The sequence below is a fragment of the Microcoleus harperi Pol14_C6 genome (genome assembly GCF_036701295.1).
In the GTDB taxonomy this organism is placed as follows: Bacteria; Cyanobacteriota; Cyanobacteriia; order Cyanobacteriales; family Microcoleaceae; genus Microcoleus.
In genome coordinates, this window is the sequence record NZ_JAUBQN010000003.1 from 94,351 (window position 1) to 107,653 (window position 13,303).

Annotated in this window: 8 protein-coding genes; 1 reads left to right on the forward strand and 7 read right to left on the reverse strand. The window is 50.4% G+C overall.

The genetic code is table 11. The annotated features are described in order from the left end of the window. Window positions 1-7: 7 nt before the first annotated feature. From QUA27_RS03740 to QUA27_RS03750, 3 genes are all read right to left on the reverse strand, one after another. On the reverse strand, window positions 8-193 hold the full coding sequence (locus QUA27_RS03740) for a hypothetical protein (protein WP_333066406.1): 186 nt from the start codon (window positions 191-193) through the stop codon (window positions 8-10). A 489-nt stretch (window positions 194-682) separates the two neighbouring features. Then, a complete protein-coding gene (locus tag QUA27_RS03745) occupies window positions 683-1,921 on the reverse strand; it encodes a response regulator (protein ID WP_333066407.1) in 1,239 nt (412 codons plus the stop codon). Between the two features lie 225 nt (window positions 1,922-2,146). Then, on the reverse strand, window positions 2,147-2,368 hold the full coding sequence (locus QUA27_RS03750; RefSeq protein ID WP_333066408.1) for a hypothetical protein: 222 nt from the start codon (window positions 2,366-2,368) through the stop codon (window positions 2,147-2,149). A gap of 1,182 nt (window positions 2,369-3,550) precedes the next feature. Between QUA27_RS03750 and hmpF the strand changes: the two genes are divergently transcribed. Further along, window positions 3,551-5,296, forward strand: a complete 1,746-nt coding sequence (gene hmpF, locus QUA27_RS03755; RefSeq protein WP_333066410.1) for a pilus motility taxis protein HmpF — start codon at window positions 3,551-3,553, stop codon at window positions 5,294-5,296. On the opposite strand, the gene tilS is transcribed toward hmpF, so the two are convergent. From tilS to QUA27_RS03775, 4 genes are all read right to left on the reverse strand, one after another. Next, the gene (gene tilS / locus QUA27_RS03760; protein WP_333066412.1) at window positions 5,293-6,438 is read right to left on the reverse strand and encodes a tRNA lysidine(34) synthetase TilS; all 1,146 of its coding nucleotides are present in this window, start codon (window positions 6,436-6,438) and stop codon (window positions 5,293-5,295) included. The genes hmpF and tilS overlap by 4 nt on opposite strands. Before the next feature lie 127 nt (window positions 6,439-6,565). Then, window positions 6,566-6,991, reverse strand: coding sequence for a KGK domain-containing protein (locus QUA27_RS03765; RefSeq protein ID WP_333066414.1), 426 nt, complete (start codon window positions 6,989-6,991; stop codon window positions 6,566-6,568). Window positions 6,992-7,295: 304 nt separating this feature from the next. Continuing rightward, the gene (ccsB, locus tag QUA27_RS03770) at window positions 7,296-8,366 is read right to left on the reverse strand and encodes a c-type cytochrome biogenesis protein CcsB (RefSeq protein WP_333066415.1); all 1,071 of its coding nucleotides are present in this window, start codon (window positions 8,364-8,366) and stop codon (window positions 7,296-7,298) included. A gap of 144 nt (window positions 8,367-8,510) precedes the next feature. After that, entirely contained in the window at window positions 8,511-12,743 is a 4,233-nt protein-coding gene (locus tag QUA27_RS03775; RefSeq protein ID WP_333066416.1) for a CHAT domain-containing protein, read from the reverse strand. Between the last annotated feature and the right edge of the window lie 560 nt (window positions 12,744-13,303).

Genomic DNA, 13,303 nt, shown 5'->3' on the forward strand with positions numbered 1-13,303 from the left:
TGCATTTCTAGCAAATTGTTGAGGTTTCCCGCCAAGAAGAACCCGATCGAACTTCGATGGTCAAAACTTGACACAGCCAAGCTTGACACAGCCAAGGGGTGAATGGCGCGACTGCCTGAGATCCTTGGCAATAAATTTGCTCCGTCAATAATTGACTGCCATCAATAAATTCGCGCGACCTTTGCTGGCACATTAGCTCCAATCGACTACGAACAATTAATTTGAAACCCCTAAAGCTTCACTTTGTACTCCCACCGCCGTCTCAATTGGTAAAACTTTGGGTAATTTCTGCGATAAATGCTAATCCGAGTATCGGTTTAGCGAGGAGTTGTTGACCTGGCTGGTGTCGCGACAATCATGAACGGAGTCACTTAAGACTGACAATTGCACTCTCTGACTTTGTACAGAAATACCTAGCAATAAGTAGCTCTGTGCATCAGTTTTTCGGAGCGGCTGCAAGTGGAGAACAAGTATATTATATTTGCACTTTGAGCGTGTTAGACCCACTTGGGCCTAGAAATTGAACAGAGTTTTACCGACGCCCTTATCCCAGCGCCCGGATTTATACATTCTAGTTTATGGTGCGATCGCCAATAGTACCCCCAGCTTTCTCTTTGTGGCGGCCGAGACTCTATCTAACCGCAGGTACAAAAAAGCTCCCATCTGGGCATAGGTGCGAAATTTATTTTTCTTCTAATTGGTCTTCTAGCGAGCGGTCTAATAATTTTTCCGAGAGATTGAGCCGAGGGTAGCCCGGGCCCACATATTTTTCTACCAGCATCAATAACTCGCTTTCACCAAAAGGTTTGGTGTAAAAGTCTGTAGCTCCGGCCATGCGGGCTTTAACGCGATCGATAAATCCGTCGATGCCCGTCAGCATAACGATCGGCGTCTGCCGGAAAGCGCTAGAACTACGCAGCATAGCGCAAATTTCGTACCCGTCGAGTTCCGGCATGGCGATGTCACACAGAATTAAATCTGGTTTGAGTTGAAAAACCAAACTCAATGCTTGGAGGGGATTGCCGATCGTAGTAGCTTCGTAACCGTGTTCATTTAAAATTGACTCAACTGTTTTGCGAATAGTATTGTCGTCGTCAATACAGACAACTCTCGGAACTTTGGTTTCTGGGGACGACCATTCTTTTTTATTGTTGGCCGGGGCAACAGAGGGTTCGTAAAATACTTGCACTAATCCCTGCTGCACAAAGGGGTAAATCGCCTTAGCGACAGTGAGTACGTCTCGGTTGAGGTAGCGCGCCATTTGGCGGATCGAAGTGTGCCCGTCGGCCCAGCGTCTGAGAGTATTAAAGGTATTGACAGGCAGCGCGACTCGCAGCTCGGAGGGGTCTGAAATCACCGGGCATTGGTTGGGCGACTGAATGTGAGGGTGAAACTGCTTCCACTGCTGCACCTGTTTGACAATCTTGGCCAGCAGCGAGCTAATTTCTAAGCTGGTCAGTTGAGGAGCCAAAGCTGGGCCCATTTCAAAAGTGAAGGAACCCTGGTGGAGACTGAGCAAGTCAAATAGGGTTTCGTGGATCATGCTCTGGATGATGTTGCGGCCTTGAGCTGGGGTGAGGATGTGGTTTTCTAGCAGGGCCCATAGGTAACCGTATTCTGGGGCATTGGTAGATGCCATATAGGGAACTTGGATTTTGTCGAGGGCGGTATCTGCTTTGTAGCGGCGCAGGTAGTCGCGCAAGCGAAACAAACTGCCCGCACTCTGGGTAGCGTAAATAATCTGACCGTTGAAGCAGAAGACATACCAGGATTGTCCTGCAAGGGAGCGCGAGGTAGGTTGAGTACCCGTGCTGCTGCCGGTGGAGGTGTAGGCCTCTACGAACAGTTCTCCGGTTCGCTGACCTAACTCAATCAATTGCAGGATGCTGCGGATGTCTATTTCACTCAAATTTCCCTGCATGCAGCTAAAGTGTCCTCCTTAAAACCGTTGGCGTCTGAGCTCGGAAAGACTGTGTGCTGGCGAAAAGATTGACTTTAGTTTCCGTCAATAATTTACGCGCTGATGCCGATTTCACAATTGGGAATTGACGAAAGGGCGATACTTGCTGCTGCTCCTCGGCCGCGCTACCAGTCCACAAGCTGAAACCGCGAAACTCGCGGCATTCTCTAAGTGTAGAGTTTCACCTTAGTATTCCCACTGTTGCCTAAACTCGTAGAATCCATATCGCACGATGGCACGGGTTCTTCGAGTGTGCAACCCTGGCATTCCCGACTGGTTCAAGTCTTCGATAGCCAAAGTTTTGAAGTTTTTGGCTGAGTATGCCGTCAGTTTATCCAACACATCTTGGCGTAGGGCAACTTCAAAATACCGAGGATTCTCTGGTTTTACCGCTGCTACCAGCAGCAAGTGCCAATCAAGCCCCGACGGGAACTTGAGGCTAGTCTGTTGGGTTGGATGAGTTGCGATCGAGGTTTTTTTGGGTTTGCCACAGCCCTAAAATTAGGTGCTGTCAAAATGAACCTTTGTTGGCAATTGTCAGGAAAACCCTCAGTGCCGATCGACCTTTTTGCTCGCCCGCGGCGAGCGTCATAGGCTCGCGTCATTACCTTATTCTAAGGCAGCGCGGTTCAAATCCCTAGTCCGCCGGAGCAAGGCGCACGCTTGGGGGCTGCAACGGCTTTTCTCGCGATCGACCCATAACTAAAGTGTTGTAAAATCAATACAAACTTTTGGATCGAAGCGCCAGAGGCAAGCCCTGGGCTAACGACATGGGAGTTAGACCTGGGGATCGGTCGGTTGGGACTTTTAAGTCCCGTGAAACGATTGTGTTGCTAAAACCAGAGTGGTATAATTGGCACAGAGCGATTCGCCAGAGTAAGAATTACTTTCAACCCATTGAAATATCCTAGACGGCGAGCAACCCCGGCAACGCACTAATCCGATTAATTCGGAATAGTGAAAGGGCAAATAATTGCAGCATAGGTCACGTTCAACCTTAAAAATATGAAGGACTCAGCAAATCTGCGCTCCGGGAGAAGTAAAGTTCTTTGAGTGAGTAGAGCCATATTTGAATGTCCCATTGTCGTCTAGAAGGTGGGCAGCAATCCCCCGGCTTTAGACGTGGGGAGGTTCAAGGACTGACCTTTTTCAGGTTGGCGCTATGGCAGTCTCCGCAGTGAGAGCTAGTCTTTAATCAAGCGGCATTGGTACTGCTCTCTCATTCCTCCAGACAACTGGCGGCGGCGGTACTTTCTAGAAGTTCTCCCGTGAGAACGTGCTATGCGTGAGTGCTGCTAAAGTTAGAAAAAAATGCTATCCCCCGATTGGGCAAACGATACCAAAAAGTAAGACTTAATTGGCAAAAAGTTATCCTTACTTGCCTATACTTGTTTACTTTAGGTAAGTTGACTAAAGATCGCACGCAGTGCTATGTTTAGTCAAGAACCTTTGGCTTAAGGGGGATAGCCTACTTATCTTGGGATTAGCCGTCTACCCAACAGCGTAGGAAGTAAACACCACTTATCTTTTAGGCCTTTAAGTAACTTAAAGTAAGTTGGGATAGGTTTTACGAAGCAGAGGACTATTAGTGTGCTGTATCTAGCGGAAGTACAAAAACAGAGAAGCGGCTTTGGTCTCGGTGGCGGTAAGGCTGAACTGAAACTGCTAGCTTGTCAGCGGGGCGAACATAACTGGAGCGCCGTACCAGGCGATGACGCGATCCCAGTTGAGGAAGCTAATAAGTTTAACGACGGCACGCTCGTGCTGGTTGAGTTGAGCGCTAGCAAGCAAGTGCAGCGGATTCAGGAGGCGGCCCGCCAGTTGGTGAGCATTCTGCAAAATTTCTCGCGATTGCAGGACAAGTTTAAAGATAAGGAAGAGGAAATTGAACAGTGGAAGGCTTCTCTGACGTTTTCGAGTCAGGAACTCAATCGCCGGGAAATGGAAATGCAAGCCCGCGAAGAGCAGTTGGCTCAAATGGAAGAGGAGTTGGAGCGACTGGAGGCTCAGCGCTCAGAAATTGAAAATACTCGAGATGAAGCTAACCGACTGCGAGAAGAAGTCGATCGAAGTCGTGTGGAAATTGAGACCGCTTGGGAACAGTTGCGGGGCGAGCAGCAACGGGTAGCCCAGCAGCAGTCTGAGGTTCCGCAGGGGGCAGTAGTTGATGAGCAGCAGACCCAGAGGATTCAGGAGTTGATGCAGAAGCTGGGAGGAGCAATTGCTTCTGCCCAAGGGGTGCGGGAACAACTCAATCAGTCTTTTAGTGCCGTGGCCGCTCAACAGGCAATTCTGGATCAGCACTGGCAGCAGTTGGAGCAAAAACAAAGCATAGCTCAACAGCAACAAGAAGAGGTCGATCGACAAAATCAGAGCCTCCAAAACCGCTGGCAAGAGTGGTACCAATCTCAAGATGCTTTGGCCGGGGCTCGGGCGGAGCTTAAAGGGCAGCAAAGTACCCTCAGCGGGAAGCAGGACCAGGCTCAGTCCGTGTCTTTGCAGGTGCGGGCTGTTGAGGATCTTTACCAGCAAGTTTCCAGGCTCGCATCTGCTTCGGGTACTGCGGGTACGGAGCAAAAAGTAGATGTGTCAGCTTTGGAGAAGATGCCTGTTGATGAGTTACAGGGGCTGGTGCAACACCTGCAACACGATTTGGAAAAGGTGTTCCGGTTTGTTAACGATCAAGAGGAGGAGTTGACTCTGCAGCGGGAGACAATCGAGGAGCTGCAAGGGAAAATTCAAGCTGCTAGCGAGTACGATCGCATGGCTTTGGAAAATGAAATGGCAGATGAACTCGAAAGTTATCAGATGTTAAACGAAACTCTGGTGGGACAGCGCCTCCGGTTGCAGGAACGGGAAGATGTCTTAAAGCAGCATCAGGCGGTGCTGTGGCGGCGGCTGGGTACTGGTAATGCTCCCAAACAAGAGCGAGGAGATATTGATTTGGGACCGATTGTCGCACAGCTCAATACTCAGCGGCAGCAGCAAAGCCAAGAATTGCAAAGACTGGAAAACGAAATTCAGCAGGTGCGGGAAGCAGTATCCCAAATTGAGGCAAATGTCAACCGCCAAAATGGGGAAAGTGAGGCGAAACGCTACGAACTCAAGCAGTTAGAGCAGAATTTGTTCAACCAGAAAGGTGCAGTGGCGCAACTCTGGGGCAGAGTGAATGTTTATCAAGAAATGTTGCAGCCGATGCAGGACAATTTGAATGCGCTACGCCAAAAGCTCGAAGCGGCGACGGGGGAACTCGATCGGGTGCAGCAGACGGGAGAGGAGCAAGATCGGGTAGTTTCTGATCTACGGCAAGTCCTTTCGGGTTTGATCACAGCTTAAAATTTAATATCTAAAATTATCGAAGGGTGTTCGACTCGACCGATCGCTCCTCCAGGAAATGGATCGGTTTGCGATCGGTTGGGCGCTACGATTAAGCTGGTTAGTTTTTCTACGCTTTCAAAACTGGGCGCCGAGGGCAATATTTGTTGCAGTAGTTGCCGCATTGCCCGTCGCTGCAATGCCAGGGGTGCTTCCCGCAAAATCGGGCGGTTTAACTTGACGGGAAGTTGAAAATTCACCTGCGGGCTGTCTCCAATTGGAGACATTGCTCGCTGTAGCAAGTCGCTGGCTGCAAGTTCCAGATATTCTACGTCGGCGCGGAGGAGTTCGGCTGTTTGAGCTAGGGCTTGTTGGGCTTTTGGATTGAAATGAGTTTCCAAATAAGGCAATAATTCCGATCGAATCCGGTTGCGACTATATTGCAAATCTTGATTTGTGGAATCTTCCCAAATGGGTAGTTTTTTCTCTTGACAAAATTGACCTGTTTGCGATCGAGTTATTTCGAGCAAGGGACGAACTAAATAGATTTTATATTTTCGATTTTGGATTTTCGATTGGGAATTTTCATCCTGATTTTCCAATTTAAAATCGGCAGGTATTTGGGAGTTGGGATTTTCGCCGGAATTCCCCAATCTAAAATCGGCAATCGGCAATCGAAAATCGGCGAGAGGGCGTGTCCAGGTGAGGGCGGAAAGTCCGTCGGCGCCACTGCCGCGAATCAGGTTGTAGAGGAGTGTTTCGGCGCGATCGCTGGCTGTGTGGCCTGTAACAATGTAGGGGTAGTTGTGGGCGATCGCAATTTCGGTTAAAGCTTGATATCGCCACTTTCTGGCGGCTGCTTCTGTTTTGGAAATCTCGAAGGCTGTTTCCAAATAGTAGGATATTCCCCAGTTTTTAGCTAATTGTTCTACATGATTGGCAGAGGCTTGCGAGTCAGAACGCCAACGATGATCGCAGTGAACAATTGCTAGGTTCCACCCCCATTTTGGCTGCAAATCTAGCAGTAATTTAATTAAACACAGAGAATCTTGTCCGCCGGATACTGCTACTAGCAAGCGCTGATTAGATGGCAATATTTTTCTGTAAAGCAGCGTCCTGTGAACTTGAGCGTGCAGGTGCGTCCAATTGAAAGATTCAGCCATGATAGCAGTTTTTCATTAAGCAAAAATAAGGAAGTTAGACAACGAGCATTGTCCGGGATTTAAGCGATGGATTTTGAGTAAATAAGGGGGAGTATCCCCCTCTCCCAATCTCTCAGTCTTGGCCTTCCTAGCTCCACATTCCTATACTTTGGGGGTCGCGGTCTGGATACCTAGAAATATGAAAATGATTACTTATTTCTGTTGAGTCACATTGCTTTAATGGCTCATCTATATCGGTTTGATTTGAGCTATCTACGGCGTAGTTTTGCACGGTGTCCGATCTTTCTGCAGCGGCAGGAAGGGCTTTTTGTTCTTTGATTTCAGGTTCAAGCGGAATGAACTCCAGACGCATTCTAAGTTTTCCTTTAGTCCAGTCTTTGCCAGCACTTAATAGCTCGCAATCCAGGCCATCTGAAAATAATTTTTCGTCTACCAATTTCGCCTGCATAATTGCCATAAATTCGCTGACTTTGAATGTACATTGATACATCAAAGCGCTTGTAGGGGCAGACACAACATCGTCTTCTTGGGGAAATATTGGCGATTCGTCCATATTAATTGTCCTTATTTTAATGAATGAAGGAAGTGCGGCAACGAGCAATGTACGGGATGCAACGGATGTAAGGACGGAGGTCAGGAAGACCGAAGTTAGAAGAGGGAAGGCAGAATTTAGAAGAGAGAAGAAGGCGCTTCGACTTCGCGATCGGGTAAAAAAAGGGAAGAAGGAAGAGGGAGTTAATTATTAGAATCTCGCTGGTTGAGTAAGGTGGGAATTGCCCACCCTACAACCGGAGATGATATTAATCCCGATGCTTTGACTTATCCTGTTCTCCTGTGGCCCATTGGTGGATCGGGAATTAGAAAAACCAACCGTAGGAATGTAAACCTTTGCCTAAAAGATTAACGCCTAGATAGCAAATCCAAACTACCACAAAACCTGTGGCTGCTAAAATTGCTGGGCGTCTTCCCTGCCAGCCACGAGTAATGCGGGCGTGCAGGTAGGCAGCAAATACCAACCAAGTAATTAGCGCCCAAGTTTCTTTCGGGTCCCAACTCCAGTATGATCCCCAAGCTTCGTTAGCCCAAACCGCACCGGCAATAATGCCAACTGTCAGCAAGGGGAATCCTAAACCGATGATGCGATAGCTAATGTTATCAAGAGTTTCTGCTAGATTCAAGCGCTGGGGCGAGAGAAGTTCTGCAGTTTGAGTTGGGGCGGTTGATGGGGTTTGAACGGTTGCTAATTCGAGCACTGCCGTAGTGCCCAAACCGTTATTGTTGGAGTTGAAAGAGGGTTCGCTGAAGGCTAAGGCGCTGTCGGCGCTGGTTTCTGCAATTTGAGGTTCGGGGTTTTGAGGGCGTTGGAGGCGGTAGTTGCCGTTGCGGTTGCTGTTGGTGCCGAAGGAACTACCCGTGAGTTCGATTTTTTGGCCGCGGGTGACGATCAAAAAGGCGATCGCCAGTAGCGCTCCTACCATTAAAGTTGAGTAACTGAGCATCATGACGCTAACGTGCATCATCAGCCAGTTGGATTTGAGGGCGGGTACTAGGGGCTCTGCAGATTGCATGGTTGCGGGCAGAGTCAGGGCTGCAAAGGCGGATATTGCCATTGCTACGGGGGATGTGGCTACTCCTACTAAGCGGGAACGACTCATGTTTTCCGCGACTAGGTGGATGGCGGTGATTCCCCAAACTAGGAAAAATAAAGATTCGTAGAGATTGCTTAAGGGGAAGTAGCCGGCTTCTATCCATCGAGAACCGAGTAAAGCGGCGATGGATAGGTTGGCGACGGCCATTCCTGCGGTGCCTAGGGCCCCCAGGTAGGGAATGCCGGGGAACGCTGCGCCAACCCAGTAAATGAGCATTGTGGAGAACAAAACGGCAAAGGAGATGTTGTCCAGCCAGTTCTGGAGTACGACCAGATCCATAAAAATTACTCCGGTAGTGTTTTTACTTATTTTTGCTAACTAGATCGATCGTACTGGGGTTGGGCAGTTTTGGGTTTGGGATTTTGAATTTTTGTGGCAATTATGAGTGGTTGGCGGTTGTTGAGGTGCGAGTGGGCGATCGACTTACCAAGGATTGCCAATCATTCTAAAAGCAGACCAATAATAAGGATGAGAGAAATTCGGACTCGCCATGTTTGCCAACTCCGGCGGTAGCGGCAGATTGCCCTCAGAAGTATGCAACACCCCCCCTTCAATTCGCACTTCTCCCCGCAACATCGCTAATTGCGCTTGCCGCAGTGCTTCTGCTTTAATCGGAGCAGTTTTTAACTGCGCGTAAAACTCCGACATCAATCCCAAACTGCCCTCGTCGCTGACATACCAGAGAGTCGCCATAGCCGATTTAACCCCGGCTTGCACGGCTAACCCGCCAAAGCCTAACTCGGCCTCTCGATCGCCCACAGCAGTCCTGCAAGCGCTCAAAACTAACATTTCAACTTGCGGGCTGTGCCATCCCATTTGCCGCAACTGATCCAAACGCAATTTAGTATCCCACAACTGAATAAAGGATTCGCTGGGATCTCCCGATCGAAATTCGGCGTGAGTAGCCAAGTGAATCATCCCAAAAGGCTGCTGCTGGCGCTGCGATTTCAAATTAGCCAGGGTGAAAGCTTCATTCAAGAAAGACTTACCCGGCCACTGCTGCGGCGTGATGGTCGATACTTCTATTTCCACAGCAGGTAAAGGACTCATATCTGGAAATTGCGACGCCCCCATTGCCAGAACTTGGGTATTTTTGAAATTGGCGGGGCTGGTATCGGTCAAACTCAGACTCGGCATCGATCCAACACTGTAACGCTCTACCAGAAAGCCTTTGCCGTCGTGCAGGGCACCCATCGGTATCGATCGCAACCCCATATCTGAGATAAAAGATAAATTCTCAATGCCTTTGGCTTGCAGTTCTGCTTCGAGCGGCGCTACCATCCACTGGTAGAGTTGCTTAGCCAAGGGCAAATAACTTTTAGTGTTGCGCTTTACCGGATTAGTCAGTTCATCGCGAAATTTCCGAACAGCTTCCATTACCTGGGCGCGAGAGGTTCCAGGGATGCGCTGGCGAACCGGCACGCCTTCCGGCGCGATCACCATCATTTCCAGTTCGTCAGAGGCTTGGATTTGCTGTTCTACGCGCAAGATGGACGAACTGCTGTAAGGCCGATCGACTGTAGAACCCCTGGGCACAAAGCTGATATAAATGAGAGCTGGTTTGATGCCTGTGGCTTGTTGGACACTGCGAAGGGTATTTTGGGCATCTTCTAGGGTGGCGATCGCATTTGTTGAGGGCAAATTTAGGTAATCGGCAAACTCCCTGGTAAATCTCTCCTCCACGGGAAAAATAACGGCATCGACGTTAGTTGGCAACTTGGAAGCGTCAAGATTCGGAGACGCGGGAGGTAAATTGCGCTGTTGCAAGGAATTAGATATCTGGTTTTGCTCTTGCAAGCTAGGCGAAAATAAACGATTTGTGCTGGGTGGCTGGTTGGCTGCGAGCTCCGGTGTCGGTATCGGTGCGAGATTTATCGGCGCAGCAGCAGGCGCAACCACTGGATTTTGAGTAATGGTCGGTGCTGGTGGCAAATTTGAGACTGGCGCTGGGTTTTGAGTAACAGTTGGTGCTGGTGGCAAATTTGAGACTGGCGCTGGATTTTGAGTAATCGTCGGTGCTGGTGGCAAATTTGAGACTGGTGCTGGGTTTTGAGTAACAGTTGGTGCTGGTGGCAAATTTGAGACTGGCGCTGGATTTTGAGTAATCGTCGGTGCTGGTGGCAAATTTGAGACTGGTGCTGGGTTTTGAGTAATTGTCGGTGCTGGTGGCAAATTTGAGACTGGCGCGGGCGCGGGCGCTGGTGCTGGTGGCAAATTTGAGATCGGTGCTGGCCCAGGTGCTGGTGCTGGCGCTGGCGCGGGTGCTGGTGCTGGTGCTGGCGCGGGCGCAGGCGCAGGTGCTGGTGCTGGCGCAGGCGCGGGTGCTGGTGCTGGTGCGGGTGCTGGTGCTGGCCCAGGCGCGGGTGCTGGCGCGGGTGCTGGTGCTGGCGCGGGTGCTGGTGCTGGCCCAGGTGCTGGTGCTGGCCCAGGTGCTGGCGCGGGCGCGGGCGCGGGCGCGGGTGCTGGTGCTGGCGCTGGTTCAGGTGTTGGTGCTGGTGCTGGTGCTGGCGCTGGTTCAGGTGTTGGTGCTGGTGCTGGTGTCGGTGCTGGCGCTGGTTCAGGTGCTGGCGCTGGTGCTGGAGTTGGTAGGGATGCTTGTGGGGGAGTAGGCGCGGGTGCTGGCGCGGGCGCTGGTGCTGGTGCGGGTGCTGGCGCTGGTGCTGGCGCTGGTGTCGGTGCTGGTGCTGGTGCTGGCGCTGGTGCTGGCGCGGGTGTCGGTGCTGGTGTAGGTGCGGGCGCTGGCGCTGGTGCGGGCGCTGGCGCTGGTGCTGGCGCTGGTGCTGGCGCGGGCGCGGGTGTCGGTGCGGGTGTCGGTGCTGGTGTCGGTGCTGGTGTTGGTGCTGGTGTTGGTGCTGGTGTTGGTGCTGGTGTTGGTGCTGGTGTTGGTGCTGGTGTTGGTGCTGGTGTCGGTGCTGGTGTTGGTGCTGGTGTTGGTGCTGGTGTCGGTGCTGGTGTCGGTGCTGGTGTTGGTGCTGGCGATACTGAAGAAGCCGTAATGTTAATTTGGGTCGGCTGTACTATCTGAGGGGTGGGGCTGAAATAACTTCCCTGTGTAATCACATTTTCCTTCTTTGGACCCCCAGTGGCAATGCTGCCAGCAGTACCGTTGAGTCTGTTATAGTCTGGCCCGACGGCGAAAGGAGTGTTCGAGGCTTCGCCACCGTGGCGAATGGTGATATCTCCACCATTGGCGCTACCAGTCGTGGATGCGGAAATGCTGCAAGCTTGCGACAAGCAGTTGTTATCGTTTGTGAAAGTGCCTGTAGCTCGGAAATTACCGCCGGCTGTAATGTCAATCTCTCCTCCGCCTGTTCTGCCTTCGGTGTTGATATGGGTTACTTCGATATCGTTGCGGGCGTTGAGAGTGACTGCGCCTCCTTGTTTTTCTTCGGAGTTGGCGTCTATGAACCCTGTTTGAATGCTGCTTGAGGGTGCTGCAATACTAACGTCTCCGGCGTTGCTGGTTTTGTCGATCGACCTTGCGTTGATATTGCCTGTTTCTACTTTTCCTGTACGGCTGGTGACGGTGATGTTGCCGCCTGCGGTGGTGTCGGAGTGGGAGTCGAGATCCGCAGTGCTAATGTCGCCACTAGCTTCTAGGGCGATTGGGCCACCTTGGGAACTTGTCAGGTTTCCGCTGACTGCAATGCTGTTGGCTGCTTGAATGTCGATCGCCCGAGCGTTTGCATCTTTTAGTGCAACGTCCCCCGCAGCTACGGCTCGGTTAGAGGCCGTGAGTACCACTTCACCGCTGGCATTGACGCTGATGCCTGTAGCGTTCGTTTCACCGATGCCGGTGAGCAGTTCGGGCAAGGATGCGATCGAGAATGTCGAAGCTGTGCTGGATGTTTCTGTGCTGCTGGTCGCTGAGGGCGGCTCGATTTCCAAACTCAGCAAATTGCCTCGCTGGCTGACGCGCACTAAATTTGTCCCGGAGACTGATGCTACGGTAATTTGACCGTCTGGGGCAGAAAGGCTGCCTGTGCTGACAACGGTACCGCCGAGCAAGGTTAAGTTCTGTCCTGACTTGACTGCTAAGTCTGCCGTGCTGATAATTGCCCCTGCCTGATCGGCCCCAAAAGAAAAGGAATTGGGCGCGCCTGTCAGAGATGTGTAAGTGCTACTACCGACAGCGTTAAACGAGTTAGAACCAAATCCAATAGCGGTGGCGGTGGTTGCTGTGAAAGAAGCCGGCACGTTTAAGCTGGCACTGTTGCCAAATATGATGCCGGATGGATTCATCAGAAACAAGTTAGAATTGCCGCCGGTTACTTGAATTAAGCCGTTAATAATCGAGGGTTTACCGCCGCCTATGCCCGCTAAAATGTTGCGAATGTTGGGGTTTGATATAAAGTTGGCAATCTGATTTTCCGACAAGCCGAATTCTGTAAAGCTGTGGAAGAGATTTTGTCGATCGCTCGATAATTGTCCGCCTTCAATGTCGAAGCGAGTTGGCTGCCCAGGAGTTCCATTTTGGGGTGCCGGATTTACTGTTGTGTTCGTTCCTTCCGCCGCTGGAATAATGGTTTGACCTTCGGCTTTTGCTTGCAAAAAGTAAAGATTAATTAAGATAATTGGCAGAGAAAGTGCCAGTTTGCTTATTCTTTTTTTCGACCGAAATTTAGCCTTTATTGGAATATTTTTGGCGGTTTCCATAGGTTTTTAATGGGTAAAATATATACACAAAAATTAGGTAAATAAACCTAGTTTCTCTGAAAAATTGGAGTTAAAGGCTGTATATTTATGAAGCTAGCGGGTTTCGGACTGCAAGTGCGTTCCAGACTCACTTTCCCGGCTTACTGAGGAAAATTTCCCTGTAAAATTTGCCTCTGCATTTGCAATTCCCCGAGCGTATCTTCTCCACAATCTAAATATAACTCGCAATGCCTAGAAGCTGTATCTTCCTGATGACATATAAAAAAGCTGGCTTTCCTAGACGCACTCCGACCCCTAGAAACCTTTTTTTTTACATTAGTGAGAGTTTGAAGGAAGTATGGCGGTTTAAAAAACAATACGGTTCAGATAAGCCCGATCGCCCCTAAAAAAAGGGCGGGACAAGAGTGTTCTCTCCCGCCCTGGGAGGGAGATGCGAGGCGGATATCCGAGTAACAAACAGTGTTAAACCAAGCGTATTGGCTTATAACTGGCTTGTATCATAGATTTTTAGCTAAACCCGCCGCCACCAGATACAATTTTTTTTTGCCCTTACCTGCATA

What these genes read in the sequence shown, in the direction of transcription:
- QUA27_RS03765 (WP_333066414.1), bottom strand. Translation starts at nt 6,991, where the DNA reads ATGGACGAATCGCCAATATTTCCCCAAGAAGACGATGTTGTGTCTGCC.
- QUA27_RS03775 (WP_333066416.1), bottom strand. Translation starts at nt 12,743, where the DNA reads ATGGAAACCGCCAAAAATATTCCAATAAAGGCTAAATTTCGGTCGAAA.
- QUA27_RS03745 (WP_333066407.1), bottom strand. Translation starts at nt 1,921, where the DNA reads ATGCAGGGAAATTTGAGTGAAATAGACATCCGCAGCATCCTGCAATTG.
- ccsB (WP_333066415.1), bottom strand. Translation starts at nt 8,366, where the DNA reads ATGGATCTGGTCGTACTCCAGAACTGGCTGGACAACATCTCCTTTGCC.
- QUA27_RS03740 (WP_333066406.1), bottom strand. Translation starts at nt 193, where the DNA reads ATGTGCCAGCAAAGGTCGCGCGAATTTATTGATGGCAGTCAATTATTG.
- tilS (WP_333066412.1), bottom strand. Translation starts at nt 6,438, where the DNA reads ATGGCTGAATCTTTCAATTGGACGCACCTGCACGCTCAAGTTCACAGG.